General features: G+C 66.2%; 10 protein-coding genes and 1 tRNA gene. 2 read left to right on the forward strand and 9 right to left on the reverse strand.

The window, feature by feature from the left end:
- Position 1 precedes the first annotated feature (1 nt).
- Together EV283_RS12370 and EV283_RS12375 are read right to left on the reverse strand one after the other, a co-directional pair.
- Positions 2 to 2,284, reverse strand: a complete 2,283-nt coding sequence (locus tag EV283_RS12370) for a TonB-dependent receptor (RefSeq protein ID WP_242615942.1) — start codon at positions 2,282 to 2,284, stop codon at positions 2 to 4.
- Between the two features lie 166 nt (positions 2,285 to 2,450).
- Positions 2,451 to 3,581, reverse strand: a complete 1,131-nt coding sequence (locus EV283_RS12375) for a nucleoside hydrolase (protein WP_130325742.1) — start codon at positions 3,579 to 3,581, stop codon at positions 2,451 to 2,453.
- Between the two features lie 167 nt (positions 3,582 to 3,748).
- Here EV283_RS12375 and htpG point away from each other — a divergent pair, with 167 nt between their 5' ends.
- On the forward strand, positions 3,749 to 5,671 hold the full coding sequence (gene htpG, locus EV283_RS12380) for a molecular chaperone HtpG (RefSeq protein WP_130325744.1): 1,923 nt from the start codon (positions 3,749 to 3,751) through the stop codon (positions 5,669 to 5,671).
- 47 nt (positions 5,672 to 5,718) lie between these two features.
- Here htpG and EV283_RS12385 read toward each other — a convergent pair whose 3' ends face one another.
- The 6 genes from EV283_RS12385 to lepA all read right to left on the reverse strand — a co-directional run bounded on the left by EV283_RS12385 (position 5,719) and on the right by lepA (position 16,156).
- A complete protein-coding gene (locus tag EV283_RS12385; RefSeq protein ID WP_130325746.1) occupies positions 5,719 to 6,318 on the reverse strand; it encodes an ATP-binding cassette domain-containing protein in 600 nt (199 codons plus the stop codon).
- Positions 6,308 to 6,997 carry a molybdate ABC transporter permease subunit gene (modB, locus tag EV283_RS12390; RefSeq protein ID WP_130325748.1) on the reverse strand — a complete coding sequence of 230 codons (690 nt, stop codon included), beginning with the start codon at positions 6,995 to 6,997 and terminating at the stop codon, positions 6,308 to 6,310. Before modB ends, EV283_RS12385 begins: the two co-directional genes overlap by 11 nt.
- Positions 6,998 to 7,756 carry a molybdate ABC transporter substrate-binding protein gene (modA, locus tag EV283_RS12395; protein WP_130325750.1) on the reverse strand — a complete coding sequence of 253 codons (759 nt, stop codon included), beginning with the start codon at positions 7,754 to 7,756 and terminating at the stop codon, positions 6,998 to 7,000.
- Positions 7,757 to 7,835: 79 nt separating this feature from the next.
- Entirely contained in the window at positions 7,836 to 11,204 is a 3,369-nt protein-coding gene (locus tag EV283_RS12400; protein ID WP_130325752.1) for a polysaccharide deacetylase family protein, read from the reverse strand.
- A gap of 149 nt (positions 11,205 to 11,353) precedes the next feature.
- Entirely contained in the window at positions 11,354 to 13,651 is a 2,298-nt protein-coding gene (locus tag EV283_RS12405; RefSeq protein ID WP_130326127.1) for a TonB-dependent receptor, read from the reverse strand.
- Positions 13,652 to 14,335: 684 nt separating this feature from the next.
- On the reverse strand, positions 14,336 to 16,156 hold the full coding sequence (gene lepA / locus EV283_RS12410) for a translation elongation factor 4 (RefSeq protein ID WP_055877500.1): 1,821 nt from the start codon (positions 16,154 to 16,156) through the stop codon (positions 14,336 to 14,338).
- Between the two features lie 108 nt (positions 16,157 to 16,264).
- On the opposite strand from lepA, the gene EV283_RS12415 reads away from it, so the two are divergent.
- Positions 16,265 to 16,341, forward strand: a tRNA-Pro gene (locus tag EV283_RS12415).
- Positions 16,342 to 16,463: 122 nt separating this feature from the next.
- Here the strand turns inward: EV283_RS12415 and EV283_RS12420 are convergent.
- On the reverse strand, positions 16,464 to 18,143 hold the full coding sequence (locus EV283_RS12420) for an alkaline phosphatase D family protein (RefSeq protein WP_130325754.1): 1,680 nt from the start codon (positions 18,141 to 18,143) through the stop codon (positions 16,464 to 16,466).
- Positions 18,144 to 18,249: the final 106 nt, after the last annotated feature.

The following is an 18,249-nucleotide window of genomic DNA, read 5'->3' on the forward strand; positions in this document are numbered from 1 at the left end:
CCTAGAAGGCGACCTTGAACTGGCCGCCGATGATCCGCGGCTCGTTGATCATGCCCGTCAGGTTGTTGAAATCGATCGCGCTGATGCTGCGATACTGGTTGGTGATGTTGCGCACGAACGCGCCGACCTCATAGCCCTGCGGCGATTTATAGCCGACCTTCAGACCGCCTTCGAGCGACGACTTGCCCCTGAACTCGACCGCTTCGTACAGAAAGAAGTTGACGCGGCTGCGATAGACCCAGTCGGTATAGGCATAGACTTCGCCGCCATTGGCCAGCGGGATCCCGTAGCGCGCGGTCCAGTTGGCGATCCAGCGCGGTGCCTGCGGCAGGTCGTTGCCGTCGATCATCGCAAACCCGTTCACGATCGGATCGAGCACGGTGCAGGTCGCGCAGACCCCCACACCAATCGAGCGATCGCGGATCTCGGTGAAGTTGTAGCTGCCGCTTGCGGTCAGCGACAATTCGGGCACCGGCCGCGCCTCGAACTCACCCTCCACACCATAGCCGATCGCCTTGTTCGCGCTGATCAACCGTGCCGAATTGCTGTTGCCGCCGACCGCGGTGATCTGCAGGTCCTTGGTGTCGTACCAATAGGCGTCGAGCGAGAAGTTCACCTTGCGGTCGAGCAGCGTGCCCTTGAACCCGCTCTCGCCCGAGAAGGTCGTCTGCTTAGGCGCGGTGCTCTGGACGCTGCCGAACGTCACGCGGTCCTGGATCGCCGGGCCCTGATAGCCGGTCGCGAGCCGCGTATAGACGTTGATCGTCGGGGTCAGCTCATAGGTCGCGCTGGCGTCCCAGGTCACGTTCGATCCGCGGACGACCGCCCGCGCCGGCAACGTGTCGCTGATCCCGGTGCCCGGAATCGGGGCGGTGACCAGGTCGTTGCGATAGTCGTGCGAATAGCGGACGCCCGCGCGCAACGTCAGCAACTCGGTCGGCTTGGCCTCGATGGAGGCGAACGCACCGTAATTCTCGTTGCGATTGTCGTGGAAGATATCCTGCGTCAGGTCGGTCGCGCGCGTTCCGGTGCCGCCGAACGCATAGTCATATTGATGATAGCGCAGCGTCTGGTGGAAATAATACAGCCCGCCCTGAAGGCGGATGCCGTTCATGTCCTCGCTGGCGTAGCGCAGCTCCTGGCTGAACTCCTTGGGCTTGGTGAGGCCGCCGGTGTTCGACGGGAACAGCCCGACGCCGATCGCGCCGATCGTGCCGCCCGTGAACGGATAGCTGTTGCCGCCGTCGACATCGCCGGTGCTCTCGACCTTGGCCTGTTCATAGCCGGTGACCGAATAGAAGGTGCCGATGCCGTCGAGATGATAATCAAGCCGCAGGTTCGTGCCCCATTGCGTCAGGCTCTGGCTGGTATAGCCGTCGAGCGTGGCGTGCTGGGGGTCGAAGCCGGTGTTGAAGTCGTTGGTGCCCGGCTTGAACAGCCCGGCGCGGAAGATACGCGGCGAGCCCGTCAGGTCGCGAACGTGGACGTTCAGCAACGCGTTGAAGTCGCTGCTCGTATAGCCGAGCTGGAAGCGACCGGCGACGTCGCGATACCCTTCGAGCTTGCGGTCGGCATTGCCCGTCGTGGAATCGTTGGTGACCCAGTCGTCGCGCGACTGGATCAGGCCCGATGCGCGGAACGCGAAGCCGTTGCCGATCGGCAGGTTGATCGCCGCCTCACCGTTGATCGTGTTGTAGGTCGCCCAGGATCCGGTCGCGTAGCCCGACACCTTGTCCGGATTCGGCTTGGCAGAATCAATCTTGACGACGCCCGCCGGCGTGTTGCGCCCGAACAACGTCCCCTGCGGGCCGCGAAGGACCTCAACGCTCTGCAGATCGAACACCGGGAATGACTTCAGCATCGGATTTTCGAGCGCGACGTCGTCATACACCACCGACACCGGCTGCGCGGCGTTCGGATCGAAATCGGTGTTGCCGAGGCCACGGATATAGAAGCGCGGGAAGGTACGGCCGAACGACGACTCGACCTGGAGGCTCGGCGTGCGGCCGGCAAGGAACCGGATGTCGAGACCGCTCGAGTTGAGTACGTCGAGCTTCTCGCCGCTGATCGCGGTGACCGCCAGCGGCACGTCCTTCGACGATTCCTGCCGGCGGGTCGCGGTGACGACGATCTCGCCCACACCCTGATCGGCGGCGGGATCGGCGACGGCCTGGCCAGCCGCTACCTGATCCTGGGCGGCGGCAGGCGCGGCGAAGACGAGCAGCGGCGCGCTGGCGGCGAGCAGGCGGGCGATGGCAGACGTACGAACGGGCAAGTGAATCATGGATGGTCCCCCCTTGGGTTTCGAACATCCTCCGGCGTCGATCCGTGTGCCCCGGATCTGTCGTGGATCGGTAACACCGCTGTAACGCGCTGCAATAGGCGGGATCAGGCTGGGTGCGCTTTTACCGGCCACCGCGACATCTTTGCCCCACTCCGCGCCGACCGGCTCAGCGCCTGACGCGCCGCATGTAGAGCGCGCGCATCGCCGTCTCCATCTTCGCGCGGTCGACGCGCAACACGACGGTCTGCGCGCGTTCGCCCAGATGCGGCCGGTACGCCGCCTGCCACGACAGCGTATCGCCATATCCCGCGGTCTGGCTGGTGTCGAAATCGATGTAGAGCGTCTCGGCGCGCGTGACGATTCCGGGCTCAAGCCAGGCCATCGCCGCGATCTCGTCCCACATCGGAAACCCCGGTTCGAGCCCGGTCTGGAGCGCATCGGTGAGCGTGGTGCGCGCAGGCTTCAGGCTGTCGAGGAAGCCCCGAGTCCACTGCGTCCCGGTCGACGGATCGATCGGCACCATCGTGACCTTGGGCCACGCACCATGCGCCATGATCCGCGCCGCCTCGGGATCCCAGCGGATGTTGAACTCGCGCCGTGGCGTATCGAGAAAACCACGCGCGAACGCAGCGGCCGCCGGCGTGTCGAGCGTCTGCTGCGGGCTGAGACTGCCCCCCATATACACCAGCTCCTTCACGTTCGCGGCAAAGCTCGGGTCGAGGCTCTGCGCGATCGCGATGTTGGTCATCGGCCCGGTTGCGAACAGCGTGATCTGGTGCGGATGCGCGCGCACCATCCGGACGAGGAACGCCGCGGCGATCTCGCTGCTGGGTTTGGTGACGGGATTGCCAATCGACAGGCTCGGGACGACCGCGGGCGACGGCGTGCCGGATCCCGACCCGCTCGCAGCCCCCGGTGCTGGCGCAGTCCACGGCCCCTTGAACTCGAGGCGGCCATACAGCCCCTCCCACCGCGCGGTCGCGGCTTCGTTGTTGAGCAGAGGGTAGGTCGCACCCGGCACGACCGGCACGTCGGCACGCCCGACGATCTCGACCGTGCGCAGCGCATAGGCGGTGGCGGTATCGCGCCACACCGAACCGCTGGTCGTCGTGATGCCCAGCACCTCGACATCAGGCGCCTGCAGCAACAGCGCCGGCGCACCGCTCAGCCCGACCACGTCATCGTCGATCAGCACGAGCCGCTTCGTCGGCGCATCGCGTCCCGAAGACGCCGCAACGGGCACGGCGAGAGCAAGAACCAGCACCCAGCCGACGCCAAACCGGAGAACTCTTCGCATGGTCACGTCCGGCCCCTTCGCAGCGCGCGACTTTCTGCCACGCCAGCACCGCTGCCTATGACGCGTCCGTCGGTCCTCTGCCAGCGTACCCGCCGCCGCCTCTTGAATTCGTTACGGTCCCCGTCCAACTCTCGCCCATAGAATTCCAGCGAAAGTCATTCCGCATCATGACCACAGACACCGCATCGATCGAGCCCGAGACCCCGCAGACCACCGATACGCCCGCCGCGACGCACGCGTTCGAGGCCGATGTCGCGCGGCTGCTGCACATGATGGTGCACTCGGTCTATTCGGATAAGACCGTCTTCCTGCGCGAACTGATCTCCAACGCCGCCGACGCTTGCGAAAAGCTCCGGTACGAGGCGCTGAGTGCCCCCGACCTGCTCGGTGACGAAGCGCGTACGCAGATCGCGATCACGCTCGATCCCGACGCGCGCACGCTGACGATCGAGGACAACGGCATCGGCATGACCGCCGACGACATGGCCGAGGCGCTCGGCACGATCGCGCGGTCCGGCACCAAGGCGTTCATGGACCGCATCGCCGCCTCCAGCGGCAGCGAGGGCGCGCAGTTGATCGGTCAGTTCGGCGTCGGCTTCTATTCGGCATTCATGGTCGCCGCCAAGGTCGACGTCGTCTCGCGCCGCGCGGGCGCCGACACCGCATCGGTCTGGTCGTCGGACGGTCTGGGCACCTACACGATCGCACCCGTCGACGTCGCGCAGGCCCCCGCGCGCGGCACCCGCGTCGTGCTCAACCTGCTCGAAGACGCGACGTCGTTCACCGATCGCTACACCGTCGAGCGGCTGATCAAGGACCAGTCGGGCCACGTCCCCGTGCCTATTACGCTGCGCGAAAAGCCCGATGCTGAGCCGGTCGACATCGCCGACGGCGCAGCACTCTGGACCAAGCCCAAGTCGGACATCACCCCCGAAGACTATGCCGATTTCTATCGCAGCGTCTCGGGCCAGTTCGACGAGCCCGCGCTGACGCTGCATTACCGGGCGGAAGGGCTGCACGAATATTCGGTGCTCGCCTTCGTCCCCGGCGCGAAGCCGTTCGACCTGTTCGATCCCGATCGCAACGGCCGGATGAAGCTGTATGTGAAGCGCGTCTTCATCACCGACGATGCCGAGGTCCTGCCGCGCTACCTCCGCTTCATGCGCGGGCTGGTGGATTCGTCCGACCTGCCGCTGAACGTGTCGCGCGAGATGATCCAGGAGAGCCCGATGCTCGCCGCGATCCGCAAGGGCGTCACCGGCCGCGTGCTCGCCGAACTCGACAAGCTCGCGACGCGCGATCCCGAGGCATATGCCAGGATCTGGGAGAATTTCGGCGCGGTCCTGAAGGAGGGGCTGTACGAGGATTTCGAACGCCGCGAAGCGCTGCTCAAGCTCGCGCGGTTCAAGACCACCACGTCCGGCGGCGCATGGCGCTCGGTTGCCGACTATGTCGCGGCGATGAAGGATAACCAGACCGCGATCTATTACGCGGTCGGCACCGATCTCGATCGCCTCGAAGCCTCGCCGCAACTCGAAGGGTTCCGCGCACGCGGGATCGAGGTGCTGCTGCTGCCTGACTCGGTCGACGGGTTCTGGGTGTCGGCGGGCATCGATTCCGACGGCAAGCCGTTCAAATCGGTCACGCAGGGCGCTGCCGATCTCGGCCTCATCCCGCTGCTCGACGGTGCCGAGCAGCCGACCGCAGAGACCACGCCCGACGTCGCGGCGTTCATCGCGTTCGTGAAGACGACGCTTGCCGATACGGTGTCCGAGGTTCGCGCCTCCGAGCGCCTGACCGACAGCGCAGTCTGCCTCGTCGCCGCCGACAGCGGCATGGACCGCCAGCTCGAACGGATCCTCGCGGCAAGCGGCCAGGCGATGCCCGCCGCCAAGCCAGTGCTCGAGATCAACCCGCGCTCGGACCTCATCGCCCGGCTCGCAGCGCTTGGCGAGGACGAGACGGCGCTGCGCGAGGACGCCGCGCATCTGCTGTTCGACGAGGCGCAGATCGCGGATGGCGAACGCCCGCTCGACCCCCGCGCCTTCTCCGCCCGTCTCGCGCGGCTGTTCACGCGCGCGCTGGGCTAAGTCCCGCCGCGTCACCCCGCCCGCACCGGGCGGGGTGACGCGGCATGCTACATCCGCACGACCCGCGTGCCGATCCGCTCGGCTTCTTCCGGATCATGCGTCACCATCAGGATCGGTAGTCCGAGCACGTCGCGGACATGCTCGATCGCCCGCATGATCTCGTCGCGCCGCGCACGATCGAGCGACGACAATGGTTCGTCGAGCAACAGGAAACGCGGCTTGCTCAGCAGCGCGCGCCCGATCGCGACGCGTTGCGCTTCGCCGCCCGACAACGTGCGTGGCCAGCGATCGAGCAAATGGGCGATCCCGAGAAACCCGATACTGTCCTCGAACCGGTCTGCCGCGCCGCGGACGCCGTACAGCAGGTTCGCACGCACGCGCATGTGCGGGAAAAGCCGCGCTTCCTGAAAGACATAGCCGGCACGTCTTCGTTCGGGTGGCAAGTCGATGCCGTCGCCGAACAGCGTCTCGCCGTCGATCGCGATCCGCCCGCGATCGGGGCGGAGCAGGCCGGCGACCATGTTCAGGATGCTCGACTTGCCGACCCCCGAGGGACCGAACAGCACCGTCGCGCCCTGCCCCGCGTCAAGCGTCAGCGCTATCCGCGTATCGCCGAGCCGCTTCTCGATATCGATCTCAAAGGACATGCAACCCCCGCCCCGCGCGCCGCGTCAAGAGTTCGGATGCGATCAGAGCGACCAGCGACAACGCCACGGAAACGCACGACAGTCTCCATACCAGTGCGTCCGCCCCGGGCTGTTGCAGCGCGGAGTAGATCGCCAGCGGAAGCGTCTGCGTCTCGCCGGGGACGTTGGAGACGAAGGTGATCGTCGCGCCGAATTCCCCGATCGACCGCGCAAAGCCGAGCACGGTCCCCGCCAGCACGCCCGGAATGCTGAGCGGCAGCGTCAGCGTCCAGAACACGCGCCACCGCCCTGCCCCAAGTGTTCGTGCCGCATTCTCCAGCCGCAGGTCGACCGCCTCGATCGAAATTCGCATCGCCCGCACCATCAGCGGCAGCGCCATCACCCCCGCCGCGATCGCCGCCCCGGTCCAGCGGAACAGCACCGTCACCCCGAACCAGTCCTGCAACCAGCCGCCGATCGGGCCATTGGGGCCGAAGGCGAGCAACAACATCCACCCGGTCACCACCGGCGGCACCACCAACGGCAGATGGATCGCGGCATCGACGATCACCTTGCCGGGAAAGCGGACACGCGCGAGCAGCCACGCCAGCGCGAATGCGACCGGCAGCGTCACCAGCATCGCCACGCCGCCGACCTTCAGCGACAGTGCGACGATGCCCCATTCGGTCGCATCGAGCATCTAGCGCGCGGAGAAGCCGTAGCGCACGAAGATCGCCTTGCCCGCGCGCGAGACGAGGAAGCGTCGAAACGCCTCCGCCTCGGGGTTGGTCGACGTGCTGAGCCGCGCGATCGGATAGGTGATCGCCGGGTGCGTACGCTCGGGAAAAATGCCTGCGATCCGCACCTTGGCGGACGCCTTTGCGTCGGTTGCGTAAACGATACCCAGGGGCGTGGCACCGCGTTCGACCAGCGCCAGCGTCGCGCGGACATTCTCCGCGCGGACGACCTTGGGTGCCACCTGCGTCCATACCCCCAGCGCCTCGAGCGACGCCTGCCCGTATTTCCCCGCCGGCACCGCGGTATCCGCCATTGCGAGCGGCCCCGCGGTCAGGACGCGGACAAGCGCGGCGGGCGGACGCACCGGGATGCGCACGCTGCTGCCCGCCGCCGCCGCGACGACCAGGCGGTTGCCAAGGAACGTGACCCGCGTCCTGGCGACGATCAGCTTCTTCTTGGCGAGCGCGTTCATCCAGTCCTCGTCGGCCGAGACGAACAGATCGGCAGGCGCTCCCGCCTCGACCTGTCGCGCGAGCGCGGACGAGGCCGCGAACGAGATCGTCGGCTTGACGTGGCCCTGCCTTGCCCAGGCATTGGCCGCCGCGGTCAGCGATTCCTGCAGCGATGCGGCGGCGAGCACCAAGGGCGGACGAGCCTGCGCATATGCGGTCGTCGACGCGAAACAGACCGTGATCCCCAGCGCCGACGTAAGATACCGCATGCCGCTTGTCCCTCGAACCTCGCGCATACCGATATATAGCGCAGGACCATAACGCCAGTCGGTGCGATATGTTGCGCGCTCAGTTCGCGGTGACGCGTCCCGTCCGCGCCAGCTTGCCCCAGCCGACGAGCGGCCCCCGTAACGCCTGCGCGATCGCCTTGAGGACGACGTAATACATCACCTGGCGATAGCCGATCCGTTGCGGGATCAGCAGCCACAGCAACCGCCAGCGTTCCTTGCGCTCCAAGGCAAATGCGATCGTCGCGGCGAGCAGGTCGATCGCGGTGAAGATCAGCCAGTAAGCCAGCATCGTATAGACGTCGTGGCTGGTCTGCTCCCAGCCATGCGCCTGCACCGCGAGATAAGTCGACGCGAAGCTGACCAGCAGCGCGAGATCGATGATCGGCGAAATCGACGCGAGGATGATCTGGAACACGATCGCCTGTGGCAACCCGACCCAGCCAAGCCCGCGCGGCTGCGAACTGCCGATCGCCGAGCGGTGCTTGTACAGGCACTGCAACGTCCCGAACGCCCAGCGGAAGCGCTGCTTCGCCAGCGCGCGCATCGTCTCGGGCGCCTCGGTCCAGGCGATCGCAAACTGGTCGTATTGCACCGTCCAGCCGTGGCGCTGGATCGCGATCGTCAGATCCTGGTCCTCGGCGAGCGTATCGTCGGGATAGCCGCCGACGCTGCGGATCGCCTCCAGCCGCCACGCGCCGACCGCGCCCGGGACGACCGTCATCGCGTTGAGACGGGCCAGCGCGCGGCGTTCGAGATTCTGCGCGGTGATATATTCGAGCGCCTGCCATTTGGTGATCAGGTTGACGCGGTTGCCGACCTTCGCATTGCCCGCGACCGCGCCGAGCTTGGGATCGACGAACCACCGTGCCAGACGCGCGATCGTCATCGGTTCGAACTGCGTATCGGCGTCGAGCGCGATCACGATCTCGCCGCGCGCGAGTTCGAGCCCGCGATTGAGCGCGCGCGCCTTGCCCCCGTTCTCGAGCGTCAACAGGCGGACGCGGTCGTCGCCCGCGAACGCGTCTGATACGACGCGGCTGGTGCCATCGCTCGAACCGTCATCGATCACGATCACCTCGATCGCGACGTCGGTCGATGCGAGCACGCCCTGGACCGCGCGGACGATCACGCGCTCCTCGTTGAATGCGGGGATCATCACCGTGACGAACCGCGACGGATCGATCGCCGGGAACACCGTCTTCAACTCGCGCCGTGCCTGAATCAACGCGAGCGCGGAGAGTGCCAGCGCGCGGATGATGCCGATCGTGATCGCGATCCCGAAGATCCAGCGCAGCGCGACGACGATACCGCCAAGCGTGCTGAACAGCGCGAGATCGGCGACCGCCGCGACGCGGTCGCTCGACGAGATCACCGGCATCGACTGGTTGCGCGACAGCCCCGCCAGCGTCGAGACCGGCACGAAGCTGTAGCCCATCGCGCGCAGCCGCTCGATGATCACCGGCAGCGCCGCAACGGTCTCGGCACGGTTGCCGCCGGCGTCGTGGAGCAGGATGACGTTGCCGCTGCGCTCGGGGTTGCCCTCTTCGACGCCGGCGATCGTCCGGTCGATGATCGCCTGGACGCCTGGCCGCTTCCAGTCGTCGGGATCGACGTGGAGGCCGACCGAGATATAGCCGCGCTGCTGCGCTTCGAGCGCGGGCAGGATTTCGTCCGCGGTGCTCGGCTCGGCATCGCCGAAATAAGGCGCCCGGAACAACCGCAGCGAGCGGCCGGTGAACGCCTGGAACAGCCGCTGCGTCGCGTTGAGCTCGTACTTCACCTGCCGTGTCGATACGTTGGCAAGGTTGGGATGCGTATAGGTGTGGCTGCCGATCTCGTGGCCCTCGGCGACCATCCGTTCGAGTAGCGGCCGCTCGGTCAGCGCATTCTCGCCGATCACGAAGAAGGTGGCCGGCGCATGCTCGCGCTTGAGCACGTCCAGGATCTGCGGCGTCCATTCGGGATCGGGCCCGTCGTCGAACGTCAGCGCGAGTTGTTTGGGGCGATAGCCGGTCCGCACCACGACATAAGGCGACGGCATCCGCGTGAAGTTGACGTCGGCGATCGTGCCGTCCTTGGCGGGGACCGCGTCGCGGATGCCGGTGACGGGTTCAGCGGCGATCTTCAGGATCTCGCCGCTGCCCTCGATATCGACATTAGTGCCCGCGGGCATCGCGTCGATCGAATCGGGAACCGGCAGCTTGCGGTGATCGCGGCCCCAGATCGACCAGAGCCCGGGATCCTCCGAGCCGAGACGCCACAAGGCGACGCTGCCGAGGCCAGCCTTTTGCAGGAACGCGATCTGGTTGTACGCGGATGCCGCATCGAGCAGCCAGACCTGGTGCTGCACGCCGCCTTCGGAATAGGCGAAGCTGCTGTTCCCGCTGGCCTTGTCGAAGGTCGGCATCGTGCCCGAATCGGCGGCGTTCTGCCACGCTTCCTCGACATCGAGCGCGTCGCCATTGCCCGCATCGGCGCCGGCGTGCCAGTCATAGGCGTAGGAGCCGATCGCGACGACGAGCTTCGACGGCGGGATCCCGCGCGCGGCATCGGCGACCATCCGCGCGAACCAGCGCTGCGACGCGATCGGACCGGAGGCGCCGCTCGTCTCGTGCTCGTCATACGCCATCAGGAAGATCTTGTCGGTGACCTTGGCGTAGGCCGGCAGGCTCCAGTCGGGATTGGCGACCGGCGCGGCGATCGCCACCACCCAGCCGCGCGGCGCGAACCGCGCCCGCGTCTCCGCCAGGAACGCCCGGTAGTTGGGCTGCGCACCGGCCGGCAGATCCTCGAAATCGTAGAACACGCCGCCGGCATGGTTCGCGGCGAGGAACGGGACGAGCTTGTCGAGGAACGCCGAACGCGCCTTCGGGTCGGCGAACAGCGCCGCACTGCCCGCGCCGTCCCAGTTTCCATCGACCGCATTCTGCACCATCGGCAGGATCATCGGGCGGTGGACCGCCTTGTTGAGAATGTCGCGCCCCGCCTGGTCGCGGAACACTGTGATCCGGTGATCCTTGCCGGTAATCGAGACCCAGCCGGGAATCAGCCAGTCGAGCTGCTCGACATGCCGCGCGAGACTGGCGGTGCTCGCCTCGTCCCATGGCGCGTGGAAGGCGATCGCGAGCTGCGGGTTGGCACCGTTGCCGACGCCGGGCTTGGCCGCGCTCGTCCCGAACAGCTGCTTGGCGTAATAATTCAGGTCGCGGCGCGTCTCGCGCAGGATGCCGCCGCGCGGTGCGGGCAGCTTGTGGAGCGCGGGATGCTCCGGCTCGATCGGCAGCAGCGGCGCGGTCGGCACCGCGCCGATCGACACCGCGAACACGGCGATCGACAGCAGCAGCAACGCGACGAACGCCGCAACGCCGAAGGTGAAGCGCCGACGTCGGCGCCCGCTGGCATCGTAGAAGACAGGATGGAGCGACATGGGCAGAGTATCAACCGGCGAAAGGGGAACGGCAAAGCAGTATTTGCCGTCGCTACGACACGGTTATCCGCCGCGCTCCTTAAAAATGCGTCACACAGATGTAATCATGCGTCCCCCTCCCGTGGTCGGGAGGGGGACGCATCGGTCGATCAGCGGAACTTGCCGCTCAGCGACACGCCGATGATCCGCGGCTCGTTGAACACCGCGGCCATATAGTTCTCGATCACGCCCTTGAGGTTCTTCTCGTTCGTGATGTTGCGCGCGAACACCGACAGCTCATACGCGTCGTCGGGCGCGGCATAGCCGATCTTCAGGCCGCCCTCGAAGTTGCCGTTCGCGGTGAACTCCTTGGTCTTGTACAGCACGAACTGCGTATAGCCCTGGATGTTGAAGTCGCCCGCGATGAACGCGCGACCACCATTGCCCAGCGGCTGGTCGTAGCGCGCGGTCAGGTCGACATTATATTCCGGTGCGTTCGGCAACGGCTCGCCGTTGATCTTCACCAGATAGGTCGTCCCGAACGCGCCCGGGACTGGGCGAACCGCCGCCGAGGGGGTGCACACCACGGCGTTGTTGAGCGCGCAGATCTGCACTTCGGTCGTCTTGTCGCGGATCTCGCTGTGCAACAGGCTGAGCCCCGCGCCGAGCGTCAGGTTGGGCACCGGCTTCCAGTTCGCCTCGGCTTCCATGCCGTACGCGTCGGCCTTGTTGCCGTTGAACAGGATTCCGTTGCCGTTGACGTCGTTGCCGTTGAGCTGGATGTCGTTGACGCGATAAGCGAACACCGTCGCGTTCAGCGTCAGCGTGTTGTCGAACAGCCGGCTCTTCACGCCCGCCTCGCCCGACAGGATCGTTTCGGACTTCGCGGTCGAGAAGTCGGAGTTGAACACCGCCGAACGCCCCTGGATCGTCGGTCCGCGGAAGCCCTGCGCAATGCGCGTGTAGACGCTGACGTCCGGGTTTGCCTGGTATAGCAGGCTCGCATCCCAGCTCGGCTTGGTCGCCTTGAGCGTCACGTCGCGACGGAAGTTCGCCGGATACTGGCTGACACCGGCGACATTCTGCACCGTCTTCAGCAGCTGCGTGCGCTTCTTGTCTTCGGTGATGCGGCCGCCGAGCGTCAGCGTCAGCTTGTCGACCAGTTCATAGCTGACCTGACCGAAACCCGACCACGAGGTGTTGACGTCGTGCAGGCGCACCCAGTTGTTCGGGTTGCGCGCGGCGGTCGTCAGGAAGAACGTCCGCTGATAGAAGTCGGTGATGTCGCGGTTGTCAAAATACAGGCCGCCGACCTGCCAGTTGAAGCGCCCGCTGGGCGTGCCCGCGACCCGCACTTCCTGCGACCACTGGTCGAGATCGCGGATCTGGCCCTGCGACTGGCCAAAGCCGTTGGCGACCCCGCGCACGGGGAAGTTCGCACCCGCCCCACCATCGGTATCGCCGCGGCTGAAGCCCGACGTCGTCTCATACGCGGTGATCGAGGTCAGCGCGGCCGGACCGAAGTCGTAGGTCGCACGGACCGAGCCGCCATAGGTGGTGTAGCTCTGCGGGTTGTCGTTGCCTTCGTCGAGCGACACGGTGTTGCGCGGCTCGGCCGAGACGTCGTTCGAGCCCTTCTTGAGCGCGCCGCGGTGGAACAGCGTCGAGGTGCCGTCATACCAGCGCGCATGGCCCGACAGGTCGAGCGAGAACGCGTTGCCCGGCGTCAGCGCGAGCTGGAGGCGGACGTTGCGATCGTCGAAGCCGCCCATCGCGTCCTTGCGCGGCGTGGCCGTGCTGTCCTGGCTGGTGCCCGCAAACGCGTTGTCGACATAGTTCTCGCGGTGCTGGATCAGAGTCGACAGGCGGATCGACAGGAGGTCCTTGATCAGCGGGCCGCCGACACCGGCGTCGAGGCTGACGCTGTTATACGACCCGACCGAGGCCGAGGCGCGGCTCTCGAAGTCGTTGGTCGGCTTGTTCGTATCGAACTTGATGATGCCGGCGGTGGTGTTGCGCCCGAACAGCGACCCCTGCGGACCGCGCAGCACTTCGACCTGGCGGACGTCGAACACCGGGTTCGACTTCAGCACGACATGCTCGAGGATCACGTCGTCCTGGATGATCGTGACCGGCTGCGATGCGCCGAGGTAGAAATCGACGTTGCCAAGGCCGCGGATGTAGAAGCGCGGAAAGATGCGGCCGGTCGTCGACTCGACGTACAGCCCGGGGACGCGGCCCGACAGCGCGAGGAGCGTGTCGTCGCCGCCTGCGGTAAAGGTGCGCAACGCATCGCCCGACGCGACGCCGACCGACAGCGGCACCTTCTGCAGGTTTTCCGAACGACGCTCGGCGGTGACGACGATGTCGCCCAGCCCTTCCTCCGGCGCGGCCTGCTCCTGAACGGGGGCCGCCTGCGCGAACGCGGCCGAGCCAGCCACAACCGAACCAAACGCGACGCCGAGCATCAGCGCCGACTTAACGACCGAAATCTTCAAGATGATATTCCCCAATCGTGCGGCGCCGTCCCTGACGAGCGGCCGCACATCCCAAAATACAACGTCGCAGATTGTCGTCGGCTGCCCTCCCCGGACGGCACGAAGACGCCTTGCGACGCTCACTCCCCGGGCCGGCGGTTAGGCGGGGATTGTGTTGGTATGATGACAGTTGGAGGGTGGCCTGGCCGGGCGAGCACAGGTTTGCAAAATGGTGCGATATTTTTACCGATGGCGACGAAGCGGAACCCTTCTCCGTCATGCCAGCGAAAGCTGGTATCTCCCGGTTCGAGCCGGACGCGCGCCCCGGGAATACCCCAGCGTTCGCTGGGGTGACGGCTGTGGATGGGCAGCGGAACTTGCACGAATGCCAGCACGCGCGGGTTCAGATAATCCTCCCCCGCCAGGGGGAGGTATCGCCGAAGGTGACGGAGGGGGAGGACACGGGGAAGAAGTAATCGCTTACCTCCCCCTCCGTCAGGCTAACGCCTGCCCCCCCCCCCTTGGCGGGGGAGGATTGTCCGTTTCAATCGCTCCCATAGGAGCGCTGCGGCAAAGCCGCGTCGTCGGACGACACGGCCGAGGACTAGCTCGGCCGGTGGCCGTCCGGCTTGGCGCTGACCGCGGCTAAGCGGCATGCCGTTTAGCCTTGGGCGCCTACGCGTCGTCGCCCATGCGCAGCGCGGCGATGAACGCCTCCTGCGGGATGCTGACCGAGCCGTATTCGCGCATCTTGAGCTTCCCCTTCTTCTGCTTTTCGAGGAGCTTCTTCTTGCGGCTCGCATCGCCGCCATAGCATTTCGCGGTCACGTCCTTGCGCATCGCGCTGATCGTCTCGCGCGCAATCACCTTGCCGCCGATCGCCGCCTGGATCGGAATCTTGAACAGATGGCGCGGGATCAGGTCCTTCAGCCGCTCGACCATCCCGCGACCGCGCACTTCGGCGGTGCCGCGGTGGACGATCATGCTGAGTGCGTCGACCGGCTCCTCATTGACCAGGATCCCCATCTTGACGAGGTCGCCCTCGCGGTAGCCGATCTGGTGATAATCGAAGCTGGCATAGCCCTTCGACATCGATTTCAGCCGATCGTAGAAATCGAACACGACTTCGTTGAGCGGCAGTTCGTAGGTCGCCTGCGCGCGGCCGCCGACATAGGTCAGGTTCTTCTGGATGCCGCGGCGATCCTGGCACAGCTTCAATACGCTGCCGAGATATTCGTCGGGGACGTAGATCGTCGCCTCGATCCACGGCTCGCTGATCGTCGCGATCTTGTTGGGCTCGGGCATGTCGGCGGGGTTGTGCAACTCGATATGCGTCGTGCCCGCGGGATCGGGGTGGGTCAGCTCGATCTCGTACACCACCGACGGCGCGGTCGTGATCAGGTCGAGGTCATATTCGCGCGTCAGGCGCTCCTGGATGATCTCTAGGTGCAGCAGCCCCAGGAACCCGCAGCGGAAGCCGAAGCCCAACGCCGCCGACGTCTCCATCTCGAACGAGAAGCTCGCATCGTTCAGCCGCAGCTTGGAGATCGACTCGCGCAGCTTCTCGAACTCGGCGGCATCGACCGGGAACATCCCGCAGAACACCACCGGCTGGACTTCCTTGAAGCCCGCCAACGCCTCGAGCGCAGGCCGCTTGGCATCGGTGATCGTGTCGCCGACGCGGGTCTGCGCGACCTCTTTGATCTGCGCGGTGATGAAGCCCATCTCGCCCGTGCCGAGCTCGGTCAGCTGCTCGATCTTGGGGCGGAAACAGCCGACCCGGTCGACCAGATGCATCGTGCCGGTCTGCATGAACTTGATCTGCTGGCCCTTCTTCAGGACGCCGTCGATCACGCGGACGAGGATGACGACGCCGAGATACGGATCATACCAGCTGTCGACCAGCATCGCCTTCAGCGGTGCCTCGGGGTCGCCCTTGGGCGGCGGGATCTTCGTGACGATCGCCTCGAGGATGTCCTCGATGCCGATCCCCGACTTCGCCGACGCGAGCACCGCGCCGGACGCGTCGATGCCGATCACGTCCTCGATTTCCTTGCGGACCTTTTCGGGTTCGGCGGCTGGAAGATCGATCTTGTTGATGACGGGCACGATCTCGTGGTCATGCTCGATCGACTGGTAGACGTTGGCCAAGGTCTGCGCCTCGACGCCCTGCGCCGCGTCAACCACCAGCAGCGCGCCCTCGCACGCGGCGAGGCTGCGACTCACCTCATAGGCGAAGTCGACATGCCCCGGCGTGTCCATCAGGTTGAGGACGTAGTCGAGCCCGTCCTTGGCCTTGTACGCAAGCCGGACGGTCTGCGCCTTGATCGTGATCCCGCGCTCCTTCTCGATGTCCATGTTGTCGAGCACCTGCTCGGACATTTCGCGCGCGGTCAGGCCGCCGGTCTGCTGGATCAGCCGATCGGCAAGCGTCGACTTGCCATGGTCGATATGGGCGATGATGGAAAAATTGCGGATGCGGTCGAGCGGAGTCATGCCGCGCTCCTAGCAGCGACGTCGCGCGGGCGATAGATCATGGTGACAGTCCATAATTGTCTTGATCGCCACCCGCGTCGCGGCTAGGGGGCTCACCGGCAATGTTGTCGGGGCGTGGCGCAGTCTGGTAGCGCACTGGTCTCGGGGTCCAGGGGTCGTAGGTTCGAATCCTATCGCCCCGACCATTGCCGATTTTTCGGGGGGTTCCGAGCCCCCCGATCTTCCCCGAGCTTTAGATCACGCGGCGCCTATCGTGGGCCCGATTGGGCGCATTCCCGGCCAAGGCCGTCGACGCGCCCGCCATGCTTCAGGCAATCTTTTCCAGCGGCTGATCGCGGCGATCGGCGTGTGTGCGGAAGCGGGCTGCAGTGGCCTGCGTGTACGGCTTCGTCATCACCGTCGAGACGGTGATCGAATCAGCCGTCGCGTGCTCCGGTGTCAGCGTCAGCAGCGTGAACCCCTTGCCGTCCTGATCGCAGAAGCGGACTTCGCCCGCATTGGCGTCGGCGATGAGCGTGCCGATACCGGGCAGCAGCGAGCCATAGGACGGGCTCGTGATCGCGGTGCAGCCGAATTCCGCGGCGACCAACTTGCCGGATGCATCGTGCAGATCGTTCGCCCATGCCGCATGGCTGTCGCCCGACAGCACGATCGGGCGCGATTTGGCGCGCTGGAACGCGGCGTACAGCCGCTCGCGAGCGGGCGGATAGCCATCCCAGCTGTCGAACCCGAACGGCAGCCCTGCGCGGTACGACGCGATGCTAGCGGTCAGCCGCTCGCGCCAGATCGTCGGCAGTTTGGCCATCGTCTCGGCAAATTTCGCCGCACCGAGCTGTCGCTCCATGTCGGGTCCCGCGACCTTCGCCATCACCACCTGGTTGCCGAGCACCTGCCACGGCCTGCCCGCCGCAACCGAGCTCGCCACCGTCTTCTCGACCCAGGCCAGCTGCGCGGGCCCGAGCAGTTCGCGCTCGGGTCGCGCGCGTTCGGCCATCATCGAGGCATATTCGGCGGGCGTGATCTCCTCGCCCTTCGACACGACCTGATGGCTGCGCGCCAGCAGCCGCGTCTCGACCATCACCAGCGTCGCGAGGTCGCCGAAATCGAAGCTACGGTTGATCGCCGCCCAGGGCTGGCCGGGCTTGGGATCGCGGATCGGCATCCATTCGAAATAGGCCTGCATCGCCGCGGCCTTGCGCGCCTCCCAATCGCCCTCGGTCTTGGGATCGTGGTTTTCGGCGCCGTGCATCCAGTCGTCATTGGCGACCTCGTGATCGTCCCACACGCAGATGAACGCGGCGCGAGCATGCGCGGCCTGCATATCGACGTCGCGCTTCACCTGCGCATGGCGCATCCGGTAGTCGGCGAGGCTGACGATCTCGTGGCGCGGCTCGACGAAGCGGCCGATCTTCTTGGCGATGTCCGCGCCATAGCCGTCGACGCCATATTCATAGATATAGTCGCCGAGGTGAAGCACCGCGTCGAGCCGGTCGAGCTTGGCGATCGCATCATAGGCGTTGAACAGCCCGCCCGCGTAGAGCTGGCACGAGACCACCGCCATCACGACGTCGGCGACCTTCCCCTTGGGCAGCGTCCTGAACCGGCCGACCGGCGAGCGCGTCCCGTCGGCGGCGTCGAACCAGTAGCGATACTCGCGGCCCGGCTGCAGCCCGCTCGCCTCGACCTTCGCGGTGAAGTCGCGTGCAGCCCGCGCCTTGACGCTGCCGGACCGAACCGGCTTGCCGCCCTCGGTCTCGGCAACGTGCCACGTCAGCGCGATGTCGCCGGACTGCGCGAGGTCGGCGGGGGTTGCACGCGTCCACAGGATCGCCCCGTCGACCGAAGGATCGCCACTCGCGACGCCGTGGTCGAAGCGGCTCCTGACCGCGTCCGCCGCCTGAGTGGCGACGGCGGGCAGCGCGAGCGTGGCACCCGATCCGGCCAGCTTCAGGGCATTCTTCAAGGCGTCGCGGCGGTTGATCGTCATCGGCTGAGGCTTTCTTGAGCGGTGTGAGCGCCTGCTAGCCGCGGTCGAAGACAGCGCGGTGGCAGCGATGTGACACCGCCGTTACGCAACAGTCATCTTGCTTTCA

The organism is Sphingomonas sp. BK036, assembly GCF_004216825.1.
Lineage (GTDB): Bacteria > Pseudomonadota > Alphaproteobacteria > Sphingomonadales > Sphingomonadaceae > Sphingomonas.